The following is a 16,191-nucleotide window of genomic DNA, read 5'->3' on the forward strand; positions in this document are numbered from 1 at the left end:
GCCCGCGGCCTGAGCGGTCGCGGGCTTCTTGAACCACGTACTACTACCGTCGGGAGTAGTTCGGCGCTTCCGTCGTCATCTGACCGCTCCGCCCGGGGGGCAACCCCCGGACCCCCGGCCGGACACCCGACCTCAGCGACGCGAGTAGTTCGGCGCTTCCGTCGTCATCTGGATGTCGTGCGGGTGGCTCTCCTTGAGGCCCGCCGCCGTGATGCGGACGAAGGTGCCCTTGTCCTTGAGCTCCTGGACGTTCGCCGAGCCGACGTAGCCCATGGAGGCGCGAAGGCCGCCGATGAGCTGGTGGGCGACCGAGGACAGCGGGCCGCGGTAGGGGACCTGGCCCTCGATGCCCTCGGGGACGAGCTTGTCCTCGGAGAGGACGTTGTCCTGGAAGTAGCGGTCCTTGGAGTACGAGCGGGCCTGGCCGCGCGACTGCATCGCGCCCAGCGAGCCCATGCCGCGGTACGACTTGAACTGCTTGCCGTTGATGAAGACCATCTCGCCCGGCGACTCCTCGCAGCCCGCGAGCAGCGAGCCGAGCATCACCGTGTCCGCACCGGCGGCGATCGCCTTGGCGATGTCGCCCGAGTACTGCAGACCGCCGTCGCCGATCAGCGGGACGCCCGCCGCGTGGCACGCCCGCGCGGCCTCGTAGATCGCGGTGACCTGCGGCACGCCGATGCCGGCGACGACGCGGGTGGTGCAGATCGAGCCGGGGCCGACGCCGACCTTGACGCCGTCCACGCCCGCGTCGATCAGCGCCTGGGCGCCGTCGCGCGTGGCGACGTTGCCGCCGACGACATCGACGTTGATGTTGGACTTGACCTTGGAGATCATGTCGAGGATGCCGCGGCTGTGGCCGTGGGCGCTGTCGATGACCAGGAAGTCGGCCCCGGCCTCGACCAGCGCCTGGGCGCGCTCGTACGCCTCGTCGCCGACGCCCACGGCGGCACCGACGACCAGACGGCCCTCGGAGTCCTTCGCGGCGTTGGGGTACTTCTCGGCCTTGACGAAGTCCTTGACCGTGATGAGGCCCTTGAGCACACCGGCGTCGTCGACCAGCGGCAGCTTCTCGATCTTGTGGCGGCGGAGCAGCTCGATCGCGTCCTCGCCGGAGATCCCGACCTTGCCCGTGACCAGCGGCATCGGGGTCATGACCTCGCGCACCTGACGGCTGCGGTCGGACTCGAAGGCCATGTCGCGGTTGGTGACGATGCCGAGCAGCTTGCCCGCCGGGTCGGTGACCGGCACGCCGCTGATGCGGAACTTCGCGCACAGCGCGTCCGCCTCGGCCAGCGTGGCGTCCGGGCGGACCGTGATCGGGTCGGTGACCATGCCGGACTCGGAGCGCTTGACCAGGTCGACCTGGTTGGCCTGGTCCTCGATGGAGAGGTTGCGGTGCAGGACACCGGCGCCGCCCTGGCGGGCCATGGCGATCGCCATGCGCGCCTCGGTCACCTTGTCCATCGCCGCGGACAGCAGCGGGATGTTCACCCGGACGTTGCGCGAGACCCGGGAGGAGGTGTCGACGCCGTTCGGCAGGACCTCTGAGGCGCCCGGCAGCAGCAGGACGTCGTCGTATGTCAGACCGAGCATCGCGAATTTCCCGGGCATTCCGTCGACGTTGTCAGTCATGACACCTTCCCAATGGTCTTGCCCCAGCGCGGACTCCCATGCTAACGGCCGTCACAGGTGTCCCATTCCACGACGGCTGAGTCCCGCATCACTTGGATATTCCTACGAAGAGGGGGTGCCGGGTGCTCCGGCTCCCCCTCCTCACTGCTCGGCGAGCGCCCTCAGCCTGCTCAGCGCCCGGTGCTGGGCGACCCGGACAGCGCCCGGGGACATGCCCAGCATCTGCCCGGTCTCCTCGGCGGTCATCCCGATGGCGACGCGCAGCAGCACCAGCTCGCGCTGGTTCTCCGGGAGGTTGGCCAGGAGCTTCTTGGCCCACTCGGCGTCGCTGCTGAGCAGCGCCCGCTCCTCGGGACCCAGGGAGTCGTCGGGCTGCTCCGGCATCTCGTCGGAGGGCACCGCCGTGCTGCCCGGGTGGCGCATGGCGGCGCGCTGGAGATCGGCAACCTTGTGCGCGGCGATGGCCACGACGAACGCCTCGAAGGGACGGCCGGTGTCGCGGTAGCGCGGCAGGGCGCAGAGCACCGCGAGGCAGACCTCCTGCGCCAGGTCGTCCACGAAGTGCCGGGCGTCACCCGGCAGCCGCGAGAGCCGGGTGCGGCAGTAGCGCAGCGCGAGGGGGTGCACGAGTGCGAGCAGATCGTGTGTGGCCCGCCGGTCCCCCTCCACCGCGAGGGTGACGAGTGCGCCGATCTCCCCGGGGGCGGCAGCCGCGGGGGACCCCGTCGTGTCGTCGTCGCACATCGGTCCATGGTGCCTTGACGCCAAGCGATCCACGGCACCGCCTTCATAGTCGTGCATCGAACCGTTACGCGTAGGTGTCCTCGTACTCACGTCTCGCGTCTCCCCCTTCCGGGTATACCCGCCCCCGCCCTCACGACTCCACCGATAGCTTGTGCCGGTGCCGCGTGGCACAGGACAGGGCTTGTCCGTCATGGGGTCATCGCCGGCCGAGTGAGAAGCCTCGGCCTCCGGCCGGGGAGGGGTCACACTCCAAGGATGCGGCATCCCTCGGAGTTTCGGCGCTGGACGGCCGCGCGATGAGGTCACGGCACGGTCACCTACCCGGGTGGCGCGCACCGCGACCTCACGGCGCTGCGCGCCACTCCCGGCTCAGCGGACCAGGCCCCAGCGGAATCCGAGGGCCACGGCGTGCGCCCGGTCCGAGGCGCCCAACTTCTTGAACAGCCGCCGTGCGTGGGTCTTCACGGTGTCCTCGGAGAGAAACAGCTCACGTCCGATCTCCGCGTTGGAACGGCCGTGACTCATCCCCTCCAGCACCTGGATCTCCCGCGCGGTGAGAGTGGGCGCGGCACCCATCTCCGCCGAGCGCAGCCGCCGCGGGGCGAGCCGCCAGGTCGGGTCGGCGAGCGCCTGCGTCACGGTGGCCCGCAACTCGGCGCGCGAGGCGTCCTTGTGCAGATAGCCGCGCGCCCCGGCGGCGACCGCGAGCGCGACGCCGTCGAGGTCCTCGGCGACCGTGAGCATGATGATGCGTGCGCCGGGGTCCGCGGAGAGCAGCCGGCGGACCGTCTCGACACCGCCGAGTCCGGGCATCCGTACGTCCATCAGAATGAGGTCCGAACGATCGGCGCCCCAGCGGCGGAGGACTTCCTCGCCGTTGGCCGCCGTCGTCACACGCTCGACGCCGGGCACGGTCGCCACCGCACGGCGGAGCGCCTCTCGGGCAAGCGGGGAATCGTCGCAGACGAGGACGGATGTCATGGCCGTCCTCCGCAGCTGATGCGCGTCACCTTGAGCCTCCAGGCTGGTACTGATCGTCACCTGCGCGATCGACGCTCTCCGGCAGTCTCGGACATCTGCCCGACTGCTTCATCCGTCAACCGCCTCCGCCCTCTCAACGACGGTCACCCGAAAGAGTTACGGGCTCGGTCGGCCACGTTCGGCACTCTACGTGAGGGCGCGGACACGGAGCAGGGCGCATTGGGGGCGCCCTTTGCGGCGCACAAGCTATGCCCCATTTGCCCAGGCGGAGCAGTCTTTCTTCCCATTTGCCGGTGTCTATGACTAGATTCGCAATCAGTCATATTTACATCTGCTCCCACGGCAGACGTAAACAGCACAGGCAGTGCGTCCGCATCAGACCGCTCGTGCCGGGCCGCTCCCGCCGGATCCTCCGGCGGATCGCCCCGGCGGATCGCTTCGAGGGGATAGCCATGGCAGATTTCTCCCGCCTTCCCGGTCCCAACGCCGACCTGTGGGACTGGCAGCTCCTGGCGGCGTGCCGCGGGGTCGACAGCTCGCTGTTCTTCCACCCCGAGGGTGAGCGCGGCGCGGCCCGCAGCGCGCGCGAGACCTCGGCGAAGGAGGTGTGCATGCGCTGCCCCGTGCGCGCGGAATGTGCGGCACACGCACTTGCGGTGCGGGAGCCCTACGGCGTCTGGGGCGGCCTCACCGAGGACGAGCGCGAGGAGCTGATGGGCCGCGCGCGACACCGGGTCATCGCGGTGACGCCCACCGGGGCCTAGCGCTCTCCCCGAGCGGGACCCCGGCCGAGGGCGGCCGCCTACGCGCGCTCGGCCGCCGTCGCCAGCTGTTCCAGCATCGCCGCCACCGCCGGCACCCGCGCCAGGTCCGGCAGCGTGAGGGCCACGATCTCGCGCTGCACCACCGGCTCGACCGGCACCGTGCACGCACCCTTGGGGCGTACGGACTCCAGCGCCAGCTCCGGCATCACCGCCACCCCGAGCCCCGCCCCGACCAGCCCGAAGACCGCGGGGTAGTCGTCCGTCGCGAAGTCGATCCGGGGCGTGAACCCGGCGCTCTCGCACACCTCGACCAGGTGCTTGCGGCAGCGCGGGCAGCCCGCGATCCACGGCTCCTCGGCGAGGTCCGTGATCCCGATCCGGTCCGCCCCGGCCAGCCGGTGCCCCTCGGGCACCACACCGATGAGGCGGTCGGTGAGCAGCGGCCGTACGACCAGGTCGTCCCACTCCGCGGCCGCGGCGGGGTCGGCGCCCCGCACCTCGGGGTAGCGGAAGGCCAGCGCGATCTCGCAGTCGCCGTCGCGCAGCATCTCCACCGAACGCGGCGGCTCCGCCTCGACCAGGGAGACCCGGGTGCCGGGGTGCGCGGCCCGCATCCGCGCGAGCGCGCCCGGCACCAGCGTCGAGCTGCCACTGGGGAAGGACACCATCCGCACCCGTCCCGCCCGCAGCCCGGCGATCGCGGCGATCTCCTCCTCGGCCGCGGTCAGCCCGGCCAGGATCCCGGAGGCGTGCCGGACCAGCGCCTGGCCCGCCTGGGTGAGGCGCATCTCGCGCCCCGTGCGGATCAGCAGCGGGGTGCCCGTGGACTGCTCCAGGGCCTTCATCTGCTGGCTGACGGCGGGCTGGGTGCAGCCCAGCTCGCGGGCAGCGGCCGAGAACGAACCGGTGGCGGCAACCGCGCGCAGCACCCTCAGATGACGAGCCTCGATCATTCTTCGAGCATAAGCCCACCTTGGGGGTGATCGTAAAATTCCATTCGCTGCTTTGGGTGACGTCGCCTAACCTTTCTTCATGCAGCTGCTCTCCGTGAACCTCGGCCGTGACCGCACCGACGAGGGCCTCCCCGGCTTCGCGCCCGGCCTGGCCACCGGCATCGACAAGCGCCCCGCCGACGGCCCGGTCGCCGTGGCCGCGCCCGGCCCCAAGGGCATCGCGGGCAGCGGTCTCGCCGGGGACACGATCGTCGCCCTGCGCCATCACGGCGGGGACGACCAGGCGGTGTACGCGTTCGCCCGCGAGGATCTCGACCGCTGGGAGCGGGAGCTCGGCCGCACGCTGCCCGACGGGGCCTTCGGCGAGAACTTCACCACCAGCGGGATCGACGTCAACGGCGCGCTCATAGGCGAGCGTTGGCGCGTCGGCCCGGATCTGCTGCTGGAGGTGACGTCGCCGCGCATCCCCTGCCGTACGTTCGCCACCTGGCTGGGCGAGGAGGGCTGGATCAAGCGGTTCACGCAGGAGGCCGCCCCGGGCGCCTACCTTCGGGTGATAGAGCCCGGGGAGGTCCGTGCGGGTGATCCTGTCACCGTCGTGCACCGCCCGGATCACGCCGTGACCGTCTCGTTCCTCTTCCGCGCGCGCACCACCGAAAGGGCCCTGCTGCCGGATGTCCTGGCAGCTGGCGACGCGCTGCACCCCGAGGCCCGCGAGAAGGCCCTCGCGTATCGAGCGGCCCTGTGACCGTGCCCTTCGGACCGTCAAAAGAGTGCAGTGGACCGGCACGGAGCGCCCCCGGGCTCTAACGTGCCTGTATGACGACTGTATTGATCACAGGGGCGACCGCCGGGATCGGCGCCGCCTTCGCGCGCAAGCTCGCGGCCGACGGCCACGACCTGGTCCTCGTCGCCCGCGATGAGGAGCGCCTCCACGAGCAGGCGACCGACCTCCACGACCGGCACGGCGTGGAGGTCGAGGTCCTCCCCGCGGACCTGGCCGAGGACAAGGGCATCGAATCCGTCGAGGCCCGGCTCCGCGACGGCGCCCGCCCGGTGCATCTGCTGGTCAACAACGCCGGTTTCGGTAACAAGGGCGCGTATCTCGAAGTGTCGATGGCCGACGAGCTGCGGATGCTCAAGGTGCACTGCGAGGCGGTGCTGCGGCTGACGTCGGCGGCGGCCGAGGGGATGCGGGAGCGCCGCAGGGGCGCGGTGATCAATGTGGCGTCGGTGGCCGCCTTCACCCCGCGGGGCACGTACGGCGCGAGCAAGTCGTGGGTCGTGCAGTTCACCCAGGGCGTGGCGCGCGACCTGGCCGGCACGGGCGTACGGCTGATGGCCCTGTGCCCCGGTTTCGTGCGCACGGAGTTCCACCAGCGGGCCGGGATGGGCACGGACAACGTCCCCGGCTGGCTGTGGCTGGACGCGGACAAGGTGGTCGCGGCCGCACTGCGGGACCTGGCGCACGGCAAGACGCTCTCCGTGCCGGACCCGCGCTACAAGGCGCTCACGGGTCTGATGCGGCTGGCGCCGCGCGGCGCGGTGTCCCGGGCGTCGTCCACGACGGGCCGCAAGTACGGGCCGAAGTAGGGGCCCGCGGGAGCTTCATGAGAACGGCCGAGGCCCGGCGCCCCCGAAGGGGTGCCGGGCCTCGGCCGTTGCGCGCGTGGCGTCAGTGCGAGTGGCCGTGGCCGTGACCGGCCTCGGGCTCCTCGTCGGCCGGCTTCTCGACGACCAGGGTCTCGGTCGTGAGCAGCAGCGACGCGATGGACGCGGCGTTCTCCAGGGCGGAGCGGGTGACCTTGACCGGGTCGATGACGCCGGCCTTCACCAGGTCGCCGTACTCGCCGGTCGCGGCGTTGAAGCCCTGGCCCTTCTCGAGCTCCGACACCTTGGAGGTGATGACGTAGCCCTCGAGGCCGGCGTTCTCGGCGATCCAGCGCAGCGGCTCGACGACGGCGCGGCGGACCACGGCGACACCGGTGGCCTCGTCGCCGGTCTTGCCCAGGCCGCCCTCCAGCACCTTGGCGGCGTGGACGAGAGCGGAGCCACCACCGGAGACGATGCCCTCCTCGACCGCGGCGCGGGTCGCGGAGATGGCGTCCTCCAGACGGTGCTTCTTCTCCTTGAGCTCGACCTCGGTGGCCGCACCCACGCGGATGACGCAGACGCCACCGGCGAGCTTGGCGAGGCGCTCCTGGAGCTTCTCGCGGTCCCAGTCGGAGTCCGTGGACTCGATCTCGGCCTTGATCTGGTTGACGCGGCCGACGACGTCCTCGTGGCTGCCGCCACCGTCGACGATGACCGTGTCGTCCTTGGTGATGGTCACGCGGCGGGCGGTGCCCAGCACGTCCAGACCGGCCTGGTCGAGCTTGAGGCCGACCTCCTCGGCGATGACGGTGGCACCGGTGAGGGTGGCCATGTCGCCGAGCATCGCCTTGCGGCGGTCACCGAAGCCGGGCGCCTTGACGGCGACGGCGTTGAAGGTGCCACGGATCTTGTTGACGACCAGGGTGGAGAGCGCCTCGCCCTCGACGTCCTCGGCGATGATCAGCAGCGGCTTGCTGGCGCCGGCCTGGATGACCTTCTCCAGCAGCGGCAGCAGGTCCTGGATCGAGGAGATCTTGCCCTGGTGGATCAGGATGTACGGGTCGTCGAGGACGGCCTCCATACGCTCCTGGTCGGTGACCATGTAGGGGGACAGGTAGCCCTTGTCGAAGGCCATGCCCTCGGTGAAGTCCAGCTCCAGGCCGAAGGTGTTGGACTCCTCGACGGTGATGACACCGTCCTTGCCGACCTTGTCCATCGCCTCGGCGATGAGCTCGCCGACCTGCTTGTCCTGCGCGGAGAGCGCGGCGACGGCGGCGATGTCGGACTTGTCCTCGATCGGACGGGCGGTCGCGAGCAGCTCGTCGGAGACGGCCTTGACCGCGGCGTCGATGCCCTTCTTCAGGGAGGCCGGGGAGGCGCCGGCGGCGACGTTGCGCAGACCCTCGCGGACCAGCGCCTGGGCCAGGACGGTCGCGGTGGTGGTGCCGTCACCCGCGATGTCGTTGGTCTTGGTCGCCACCTCCTTGACGAGCTGGGCGCCCAGGTTCTCGTAGGGGTCGTCGAGCTCGACCTCACGCGCGATGGTGACACCGTCGTTGGTGATGGTCGGGGCGCCGAACTTCTTGTCGATGACGACGTTGCGGCCCTTGGGGCCGATCGTCACCTTGACCGTGTCGGCCAGCTTGTTGACGCCGCGCTCGAGGGCGCGACGGGCGTCCTCGTCGAACTTCAGGATCTTCGCCATGGTTGCTTCAAGTCCTCTCGTTGCGATCCTCGGCCACGCAACAGTGGCCGCCTATCGCTCGAACGAACTGCGCCCCGGGCACCCGGCCGGTGAAGAGCGGGAGCACGGGGCGCAGATCAAAAGCTTCGGGTGAATTACTTCTCGACGATCGCGAGAACGTCGCGAGCCGAGAGGACGAGGTACTCCTCGCCGTTGTACTTCACCTCGGTGCCGCCGTACTTGCTGTACAGCACGACGTCGCCGACGGTCACGTCGAGCGGAAGACGGTTGCCCTCCTCGAAGCGGCCCGGGCCCACGGCCAGGACGACGCCCTCCTGGGGCTTCTCCTTCGCGGTGTCCGGGATGACCAGGCCAGAGGCCGTGGTCTGCTCGGCGTCGAGCGGCTGGACCACAATGCGGTCCTCGAGCGGCTTGATGGCAACCTTGGAGCTGGCGGTCGTCACGATCCGACCTCCCCCTTCGGAGATCTCACGGGGTTAACTGTCTGAGGTGGCGACCAGGTCGGATCCGTCGTCGCGGGTGCCGGATCTGCCCGTCGCCGTGTCTGGCACTCCCGGGTGGAGAGTGCCAACGGAAGCGAGACTATGACGCGGTTAGCACTCGGTCAAGCGGAGTGCCAATTCGCCTGCGGCGCGCGCGTCGACGACGGACGTTCGCCGGGAGGATCTTCCCCGCTCCGCGGGGCGTAATCCTCACCCCGCCGGACGTGGTCCTCAGACGTAATCCTCCAGGCGGGCCACCGTGTAACCCTGCTTCTGGATGCTGCGCAGCATGTTCGTCACCATCTTGGTCATCGAGGTGCCCTTGAGCTCCTGCGGACCGCGGAAGTGCGCGAGGACGATGTCACCGGGGCGCAGCTTGTCGCCCTCGGCGTAGCGCATGTCGTTGATCTGCATCGTCGCCTCCCACAGCACGACCGCCTTCACCCCGCAGCTCCCGGCCTCCGTGAGGGTCGCGTCGTTGTAGTTGCCGTACGGCGGGCGGAACAGCGGCGGCCTGGCCCCGAACCTCTTCTCCAGGACCTCCTGCTGCCCGCATATCTCGTGGCGCTGGGCCGCGGGCGGGAGCGTGCGCAGGTTGGGGTGGGAGAGGGTGTGGTTCTGGATGGTGTTGCCACCGTCCTTCAGCTGCTCGAAGTAGCCGTAGCCGCGGCCGGCGCGGGCGATGTCGTCCGTCAGGAACATCGTGAAGGGCAGTTTCAGGTCCTTCGTCATCTTCACGAACTCCGGGTCCTTCTCCGCCCCGTCGTCGAAGGTCACGAAGACGACCTTGTCCTTGGTGGCCACCCGCCGCACGATCTTGGGCGTCTCCCCCGGCTTCATCCCGTCCGTCACCTTCGCCGCGGGCGGTGCGGGCGGCGCGGCGAGCGGTGCGTCCAGCCCCCAGCGGCGGTACGCGCCGGTGTCGGCGGAGGGCGCGGCACTCGGCGCCCGCCCAGTGGCCGACGGGCCGGCCTTCTCCGGCTTCTCCGGCTTCTCCGGCCCGGACGACGATCCGGAACACCCGGAGAGCAGCCCGGCGAGCAACAGCGCGATGACGACCCGGGGGCCGGATATGGAAGAACTCACCTATCCGATTCTTGTTCACTCGTTCGAGTGCGGCGACCAGGGCCTGCTTTTCGTGGACGCCCCCGCCCGTCGGCGAGAATGGCCCCGTGCCCGCACCGAACTCCCCGACCGAAGCCTTCGCCTCCCTCCTCACCGAGGAAGGCCGCCACCTCCTCGCCGAGCTGCGCGACCACGACCCGTCGCAGGAGCTGGCGACGGCCACCCGGCTGCGCCGTGAGCACCCCGCCGAGCTGGTCTCCGCCGCGCTCGGCCAGGCGCGGCTGCGGCAGCGGGCGGTGGCGAAGTTCGGGGCCGAGGACGCGTACCGGATGTTCTTCACCCCCAACGGCGTCGAGCAGTCGACGCGCAAGACCGTCGCCGAATACCGCGCCGCCCGCTTCGCCGCGCTCGGCGTGCGCTCGGTGGCCGACCTCTGCTGCGGCATCGGCGGCGACGCGCTCGCGCTGGCCCGCGCGGGCGTACGCGTCCTCGCCGTCGATCGCGACCCGCTGGCCTGCGCGGTCGCACAGGCCAACGCGGAGGCGCTCGGCCTGGCCGACCTCATCGAGGTGCGCTGCGCGGACGTCACGGAGGTCGACACCTCCTCGTACGACGCCGTCTTCGTCGACCCGGCGCGCCGTGGCGGCCGCGGCCGGATCTTCGACCCGGAGGCGTACTCGCCCCCGCTGTCCTGGGCGGTCCAGGCGGCCCTCGCCGCTCCCCGGGCCGCGCTCAAGATCGCACCCGGCATCCCGCACGAGGCCATCCCGGACGAGGCCGAAGCGGAGTGGATCTCCGACGGTGGCGACGTCAAGGAAGCGGTGCTGTGGTTCGGCACCGCCCCGGGCACGCGCCGGGCGACGCTGCTCCCGTCGGGCGCGACCCTCCCCGGCCGCGGCCTCCCCGACCCCGCGGTCCGCCCGGTCGGCCGCTACCTCTACGAACCGGACGGCGCCGCCATCCGCGCCCACCTCGTCGCCGAGGTCGCCGAGGACCTCACCGGCGGCCTGATCGACGAGACGATCGCCTACGTGACGAGCGACGAACTCCGCCCGACGCCGTACGCGACGCCGTACGAGATCACGGACGTGCTCCCCTTCAACCTCAAGCACCTCAAAAAGCTGATGCGCGAACGGGAGATCGGCGTCGCGGTCATCAAGAAGCGCGGCTCGGCGGTGGAGCCGGAGGATCTGCGCAAGAAGCTGAAACTCGAAGGGGTGAACTCCTGTGTGATCGTACTTACGCGCGCGGCGGGAGCCCCGACGATGCTGCTGGGGCATCCGGTCCGGGCGTAGCGGTACACCCGGCGGCAATGGCGAGAGGAAAACGGCCATCGATCCGACTGATCCCGCCGGCCTGCTGATCAGGTTCGAAGAAGCAGCCGGGATGCCGATCCGCCCTGAGTACGTCGAGGGCACGGTGCTGGTCCCACAACCACCGGACCACCGTCACACCACAGTTGTGTGCGAGCTGCACCGCCGACTCCGCATGACGGGTTGCCGATGGATGGGGACCGGCGCCGGATTCCGCATCGGCCTGCCGGTCGAAGGTACGTACGCCCTGGTGATCCCCGACTTCTACGTGCTGCATCGCAAACCGACCGAGGCGGATGAGGCCCACCGTAAGGAGCATGGGGGCTGGCATCCGATCGCTCTCGTCGACCTGGTGGGTGAGGTCACCAACACCAGCCCCGAACTGGACACCGGCCCCAAGTACCGCAGCTACGCCTCTGCCGGAGTGCCGGTCTACGTCATCGTTCACTGCCAGACCAGCCGGGTGTACGTGCACTCCGAGCCCGTAAGTGACGTGGACAACCCGGCTCTCAGCCACTACCGGACAACGACGACCACCGCACTCGGCGGCAAGGTTCGACTCCCGGATCCATACCCGGTGTTGGACACCGCCTTCCTGCTGGAGAGCTGAAGCCCTACACCGACAGCGGGACCGCGTGGACCTCTGCCACCGGGTGGCCCGCCTTCGCGTGGACCTTCTTGACCGCTTCCGCCGAGGGCGCTTCCGACAGGCAGTAGACCGTTCCCGACTTCGGGTCCGCCCACGCCCTCTCGAAATGCACGCCCTCCTCGCGCTCGATCGCCTGATCGGCCTTGTGCGCGGCCGACAGCTGCTCGGCCGTGATGCCCTTCATGCCGTGATGGACGTCCATGAACTTGGCCATCGCCCGCCACCTCCGGTTGCCGAGGGGATGCCCATACGTCCATCGTCCGCTTCCCGCCACCCCGACGCGACCTGTCAGTGGGTGTAGTCCTTGAGCTCCTCCGTCGCCAGGGTGATGCCGACCGGTTCGGGGAGCACGACGGTCTCGCCGTACGGATGCGACTTCCGGCTCAAGTACTTCCCGTTCCTGGGCTCGCTGTAGACGGTCACCATGCACTCGTCACGGTCGACGAGGAGGTAGACCGGGATGCCGACGGCGGCGTAACCGTCGCGCTTCTCCTTCCGGTCACGGCGATCGGTGTCCGAGTCATGTGAAGTCACCTCGACGGTCATCAGAACACCGTCGGGATTGGCCCACTCGCCTTGCCCCGCAAAGTTGCCCTTGGGCGCGAGGGAGCCATCCGCCCGGGCCCGCCCCGCGCGGTAGTTTTCGATCTTGAGACCTTGCTCTGGATAGAGACGCAGCCCAGTGCGCTGCACCATGCACTGCTCCAGAAGCCACATGATGATCTCCCCGTGATCTCCGTCCGGCACCGGCTTGACCTCAAGCTTTCCGTTGATGAATTCCAGCCACACGGTCTCGGGCGCCGAGTGGGCGAGTTCCTCGAACTCTTCGATGCTCATCTGGGGCCGGCGGTCAGCAGTGCTGGGGGTCATGGTGTCGCCTCCTCCCCTCCATGGTGCCCCGACATCAGGGGGCACGTGCAGCAACGTCACCTACTGCTCCTTTCGCGTGCGCGGATGCCCGCTCGGATTTCTGCCGCGTAGTCGCGGACCTGCGCGGCCCGTACGGCGTGCGCCGGCTCGGGACGGTCCTCGCCCCGGCAGGCACGGCAGACGCCGCCGGGGAGCGCTTCCGGGCGGCCCGGGTCGTGGCAGACCGCGCATTCCATGAGCCGCATGGGCTTATCGGCGAGCGTCGGTTCCGCCCTTTCCGGTGGCATCTTGTCGATCAGGCGCGTACGGGCCATGCCGCGCGCGTAGTGCACCAACGGGGGCAGTCCCGCCGTGAGTTCGCGTACGAGGTCCCTCGGTGACGCGCCCCTCGCCAGCCACTCCGTGGCCAGTTCCTCCAGCTCGCGGCAGTCCGCCGCCGACAGCGTCATCCGGGGGTCGGTGCGGCCCAGGGACGCGAGCGCGTCGTACGCCTCCGAGCGCGCCGGTGGCTCGTGGCGCGCCTCCGGGACGACGTCTCCCCTCAGGAACGTCTCCCACCACGCGTCGCCCCGCGCCGTGCGCGAGAAGTACGTCCGCGTCACCCAGTGCATGCTGCCGCCGTCACCCTTGCGGTGCTCCTTCACCATCCGCAGGTGACCCGCCTCCGCGAGGCGGCGGATGGCCGTACGGCACGCGGCCTGGCCGTACGCGGGGATGTTCACGGCCAGAGTCTTCGCATCCATGGCCGCGCCCTCGGGCAGGCGGTCGACAAATGCGGCGATCAGGGCCTCGCGGGCGGGCAGGTGTGCGAAGTCGCCTGCGCGGCGGGGCTCCTGGTCGGGGGCGCTCCGCTTGCCGTAGCCGGGAGTGGCTTGCGGGTGTACGTGCGCGTGGCGCGCAGCGCCGTTAGAGTCGGCGTAAGCCATGAGATCAGCCTTCGGTGATCTTGTAGGTCAGACCCCGGTCGGTGCTGCTAACACCTGCCGGGGTCGCTTTGTTGCTGCGAACGCTAGAGCGTGGCGACGGGCCGTCGCAACCCGATCACTGGAAGTTAACTCGTGTGGTGCGCGCGGGGGTTGGGGAGGGTGGGTGGGTGGGTTATACCCACCATCCATTCCTCAGAGGCAGAGCTCGGGGTCCGGAGCCCGGAGCTCAAGTGGTTGCCGCGTACGCGACGAATTCGACCCAGGCGCTTGCGGGGGTGACCAGTTGGGGCCCGGGTATTCGCTTCGAGTCCCGGATGTGCACGGCGTGCGGGCGAGCCGCGACCTCTACGCATTCGCTTTCCGTGTCGCTGTAGCTGGACTTGCCCCAAGCCAGCGCGATTTCAACGCAGTTGCCACCATTCTCGTTCGTGTAGCTGGATTTGAACCAGGCCAGCTCATCACTCATAGCCCCTCCACCAACTTCCTGATGAACCGTTCGGACTCGGCAGGAGGAAGTGCCATCCGGCCGATAGCAGCGTGCTGCCTCGTGAAGTGGCTGACCTTCTCGGACTCCTCGTACAGCAACCCGGTCCAGTGCGCCTCCTCGTAGACGATCCACTGAAGGCTGGGCAGCTCCAGCAGAACGAAGGAGGCGCTGACCACCACGCTGCCGGCCGGAAGAACTTGGATCGCTACGTTGCGTTGCTGGCCGACATCCAGCAAGTGCCCGAGCTGGCACTTGTGAGCCTCCGGGCCAGCAAGGGGGTGGCGCAAGGGCGCCTCCGCGATGAGGAACACGAACGCCCTACCTTGCTCCTTCAGCAGCGACTGCCGTCCCAGCCTGGCCTTCACCAACCCCTCGATCGCCTCGTCATCCGGCGGAGGCCAAGCGCCATTGAACAGCGCCCGCATCGTCTCTTCGGTCTGAAGCAGACCCGGAATGAGTAGCGGCTCGTACGAGCTGTAGGCGATCGCCTCGGCCTCATACCGGAAGAAGTCGTCGTACCGCGACACGACCGGCTCGGGACCCAGATAGTCGTGCGCTGCCACCAATAGCCCGTGCGCGCCGCACAGCCTGTCCGCCACTTCAAGCACCCGCAGCGTTGGCCTCCGTCGCCCCTGCTCCATCGACTTGATGGTCTCGCAGCCGTAGCTGGATTCCTCGGCCAGTTCCTCTCGGGACACCTCCGCAAGTGTCCGCCACAGCTTCATCTGGTGACCGCAATACCGCCAGTTGATCGGCGGCAGAGAGCTCATACCCGTCAACACGCCCGCCCTTCCCCAGTGCCAGAACGGTACGTACACACAACGTCCCGTGACCGTCACTTACGAAGGCTAGCCACGCCCCGTAACCCTAGGTAGCGTGAACAGAGAAATTCCGCCGCGTGGGGCATACGTCATCGACACCCGCACCGACCGGGTCGGTCAAGTCATGGACCACACAGGCGACTTCGTACACCTGCGCCCGCCCGGCGGCGGCCGCGAGTGGGAGTGCCCCGCCGCCTCGCTCCGGGTCACGACGCTGCGCGCCTATCTGCGCGCGCACGTCTCGGAGGTCAACAACCGCCGGAGGCTCGTATGACCACCGGCCCGGCGGACGGCCCCACCCCCGAGGACCTCCGCACCGCGGTCGCCCGGGCGGACACCCCGGACGAGGCCCACGCCGCGGTCGCGGAGATCAGCCCTCTCCCCGACCGGGCGGAGGGCCATGCTGACGCCTGACGCCCCACTGATCCCACGACCCGCGAACACTCCCGAAGCGCTGCGGACGGCCGTCGCCCAGGTCATGCCCGATTCGCTGGCGACCTTCGACGCCGAGTACGCCGAAGCCCTGTGCGAGGCACACAGCACGGGAAACGCGGGGCCGATGCGCCGACTCGTCGGCCAGTGGGCGGTGTACGTCGCCATCGAGCGACACCCGAAGCGGGCAGCAAGATTTCGCTGTCTCGAAGCCACGGCCGATCAGGCCGAAACGGTTGAAGAGGCCCTGGCGGCGACCTCAGAGCTCGGGCGCATCCTGGACCAGGCGCTCGCCGAGGCTGGGCTCCCCTACGCCAGATCCGTCAGATCCTCCGCGTAGAACGTCGTGAGCGGCTGCGGGCCTATGTACTGCTGGCAGTTGCACTGGCCCGGCTCGTAGCTCGTCGGTTTCTTTTCCGCGTCCCAGGCGACCGGGACCTCCACCGATTCGTGGCAGCGGCCCTGTTTGTCGTGCTTGGCCAGGTGGTGGGTGCAGCCGCAGACCGGCTCCGGGGGCTTGGACGCGGATTCGAGCGCCTCATGCTCCCGGCGCTCGGTCTCCAGGAGCTCCAGCTTGCGCTCGTGGCGGGTGCGCAGGGCCGTGCGGCCCATGTCGGCGGCCTTGGTGAAGCCTCCGACGCCGAAAAAGATCAATACCCACCAGAGCCAATCCATGTCCGGCTCCTCCCCGTCCGCCCTGCCCGGCCTCCAGAATAGGTGTTCCCCAGGGGGCCCGGGCAGGGCTGTGGACAACCGGGTGTGGACAACCCG

21 protein-coding genes are annotated in these 16,191 nt (G+C 69.6%); 8 read left to right on the top strand and 13 right to left on the bottom strand.

The window, feature by feature from the left end:
- Positions 1–132 precede the first annotated feature (132 nt).
- The 3 genes from guaB to DXZ73_RS19950 all read right to left on the bottom strand — a co-directional run bounded on the left by guaB (position 133) and on the right by DXZ73_RS19950 (position 3,360).
- Entirely contained in the window at positions 133–1,635 is a 1,503-nt protein-coding gene (gene guaB / locus DXZ73_RS19940; protein ID WP_116212342.1) for an IMP dehydrogenase, read from the bottom strand.
- Positions 1,636–1,776: 141 nt separating this feature from the next.
- The gene (locus DXZ73_RS19945) at positions 1,777–2,379 is read right to left on the bottom strand and encodes a sigma-70 family RNA polymerase sigma factor (RefSeq protein ID WP_116212344.1); all 603 of its coding nucleotides are present in this window, start codon (positions 2,377–2,379) and stop codon (positions 1,777–1,779) included.
- A 369-nt stretch (positions 2,380–2,748) separates the two neighbouring features.
- Positions 2,749–3,360: a response regulator transcription factor gene (locus tag DXZ73_RS19950; RefSeq protein ID WP_003948568.1), complete on the bottom strand. Its 612-nt coding sequence runs from the start codon at positions 3,358–3,360 to the stop codon at positions 2,749–2,751.
- A 452-nt stretch (positions 3,361–3,812) separates the two neighbouring features.
- Here DXZ73_RS19950 and DXZ73_RS19955 point away from each other — a divergent pair, with 452 nt between their 5' ends.
- Positions 3,813–4,124 (top strand): WhiB family transcriptional regulator, encoded by a 312-nt coding sequence (locus DXZ73_RS19955; RefSeq protein ID WP_116215726.1) that lies wholly within the window; start codon positions 3,813–3,815, stop codon positions 4,122–4,124.
- A 38-nt stretch (positions 4,125–4,162) separates the two neighbouring features.
- Here the strand turns inward: DXZ73_RS19955 and DXZ73_RS19960 are convergent, their stop codons facing one another.
- Entirely contained in the window at positions 4,163–5,077 is a 915-nt protein-coding gene (locus tag DXZ73_RS19960) for a LysR family transcriptional regulator (RefSeq protein WP_116212346.1), read from the bottom strand.
- A 79-nt stretch (positions 5,078–5,156) separates the two neighbouring features.
- Between DXZ73_RS19960 and DXZ73_RS19965 the strand changes: the two genes are divergently transcribed.
- Positions 5,157–5,825: an MOSC domain-containing protein gene (locus DXZ73_RS19965; RefSeq protein WP_116212348.1), complete on the top strand. Its 669-nt coding sequence runs from the start codon at positions 5,157–5,159 to the stop codon at positions 5,823–5,825.
- Positions 5,826–5,896: 71 nt separating this feature from the next.
- Complete coding sequence (locus DXZ73_RS19970) at positions 5,897–6,670, top strand: SDR family NAD(P)-dependent oxidoreductase (RefSeq protein ID WP_116212349.1); 774 nt, start codon at positions 5,897–5,899, stop codon at positions 6,668–6,670.
- Positions 6,671–6,752: 82 nt separating this feature from the next.
- On the opposite strand, the gene groL is transcribed toward DXZ73_RS19970, so the two are convergent.
- From groL to DXZ73_RS19985, 3 genes are all read right to left on the bottom strand, one after another.
- Entirely contained in the window at positions 6,753–8,375 is a 1,623-nt protein-coding gene (gene groL, locus DXZ73_RS19975) for a chaperonin GroEL (RefSeq protein ID WP_116212350.1), read from the bottom strand.
- 134 nt (positions 8,376–8,509) lie between these two features.
- Positions 8,510–8,818 (bottom strand): co-chaperone GroES, encoded by a 309-nt coding sequence (groES, locus tag DXZ73_RS19980; RefSeq protein WP_116212352.1) that lies wholly within the window; start codon positions 8,816–8,818, stop codon positions 8,510–8,512.
- 270 nt (positions 8,819–9,088) lie between these two features.
- Positions 9,089–9,943 carry a polysaccharide deacetylase family protein gene (locus DXZ73_RS19985; protein ID WP_240351422.1) on the bottom strand — a complete coding sequence of 285 codons (855 nt, stop codon included), beginning with the start codon at positions 9,941–9,943 and terminating at the stop codon, positions 9,089–9,091.
- An 86-nt stretch (positions 9,944–10,029) separates the two neighbouring features.
- Here DXZ73_RS19985 and DXZ73_RS19990 point away from each other — a divergent pair, with 86 nt between their 5' ends.
- A complete protein-coding gene (locus DXZ73_RS19990) occupies positions 10,030–11,217 on the top strand; it encodes a THUMP-like domain-containing protein (protein WP_116212354.1) in 1,188 nt (395 codons plus the stop codon).
- A gap of 91 nt (positions 11,218–11,308) precedes the next feature.
- Positions 11,309–11,845: a Uma2 family endonuclease gene (locus DXZ73_RS19995; RefSeq protein WP_116212355.1), complete on the top strand. Its 537-nt coding sequence runs from the start codon at positions 11,309–11,311 to the stop codon at positions 11,843–11,845.
- Between the two features lie 4 nt (positions 11,846–11,849).
- On the opposite strand, the gene DXZ73_RS20000 is transcribed toward DXZ73_RS19995, so the two are convergent.
- From DXZ73_RS20000 to DXZ73_RS20020, 5 genes are all read right to left on the bottom strand, one after another.
- On the bottom strand, positions 11,850–12,098 hold the full coding sequence (locus DXZ73_RS20000; RefSeq protein ID WP_116212357.1) for an SCO4226 family nickel-binding protein: 249 nt from the start codon (positions 12,096–12,098) through the stop codon (positions 11,850–11,852).
- A 74-nt stretch (positions 12,099–12,172) separates the two neighbouring features.
- On the bottom strand, positions 12,173–12,754 hold the full coding sequence (locus DXZ73_RS20005; RefSeq protein ID WP_116212359.1) for a Uma2 family endonuclease: 582 nt from the start codon (positions 12,752–12,754) through the stop codon (positions 12,173–12,175).
- A 56-nt stretch (positions 12,755–12,810) separates the two neighbouring features.
- Positions 12,811–13,680 (bottom strand): hypothetical protein, encoded by an 870-nt coding sequence (locus DXZ73_RS20010; protein WP_116212361.1) that lies wholly within the window; start codon positions 13,678–13,680, stop codon positions 12,811–12,813.
- A 226-nt stretch (positions 13,681–13,906) separates the two neighbouring features.
- On the bottom strand, positions 13,907–14,146 hold the full coding sequence (locus DXZ73_RS20015) for a DUF397 domain-containing protein (protein ID WP_116212364.1): 240 nt from the start codon (positions 14,144–14,146) through the stop codon (positions 13,907–13,909).
- Entirely contained in the window at positions 14,143–15,006 is an 864-nt protein-coding gene (locus DXZ73_RS20020; RefSeq protein ID WP_240351423.1) for a helix-turn-helix domain-containing protein, read from the bottom strand. The genes DXZ73_RS20015 and DXZ73_RS20020 overlap by 4 nt, the downstream gene beginning before the upstream one ends.
- Positions 15,007–15,043: 37 nt before the next feature.
- On the opposite strand from DXZ73_RS20020, the gene DXZ73_RS20025 reads away from it, so the two are divergent.
- Genes DXZ73_RS20025 through DXZ73_RS20030 form a run of 3 tightly spaced genes read left to right on the top strand, consistent with a single transcriptional unit; the run spans position 15,044 to position 15,760 of the window.
- Complete coding sequence (locus DXZ73_RS20025) at positions 15,044–15,262, top strand: hypothetical protein (protein WP_116212367.1); 219 nt, start codon at positions 15,044–15,046, stop codon at positions 15,260–15,262.
- Positions 15,259–15,402, top strand: coding sequence for a hypothetical protein (locus DXZ73_RS38245; protein WP_162890264.1), 144 nt, complete (start codon positions 15,259–15,261; stop codon positions 15,400–15,402). Before DXZ73_RS20025 ends, DXZ73_RS38245 begins: the two co-directional genes overlap by 4 nt.
- On the top strand, positions 15,389–15,760 hold the full coding sequence (locus DXZ73_RS20030) for a DUF6247 family protein (RefSeq protein ID WP_116212369.1): 372 nt from the start codon (positions 15,389–15,391) through the stop codon (positions 15,758–15,760). Before DXZ73_RS38245 ends, DXZ73_RS20030 begins: the two co-directional genes overlap by 14 nt.
- Here DXZ73_RS20030 and DXZ73_RS20035 read toward each other — a convergent pair.
- Positions 15,730–16,095: a hypothetical protein gene (locus DXZ73_RS20035; RefSeq protein WP_116212371.1), complete on the bottom strand. Its 366-nt coding sequence runs from the start codon at positions 16,093–16,095 to the stop codon at positions 15,730–15,732. The two genes, DXZ73_RS20030 and DXZ73_RS20035, sit on opposite strands and share 31 nt — an antisense overlap.
- Between the last annotated feature and the right edge of the window lie 96 nt (positions 16,096–16,191).

The organism is Streptoverticillium olivoreticuli subsp. olivoreticuli (assembly GCF_003391135.1).
Lineage (GTDB): Bacteria > Actinomycetota > Actinomycetes > Streptomycetales > Streptomycetaceae > Streptomyces > Streptomyces blastmyceticus.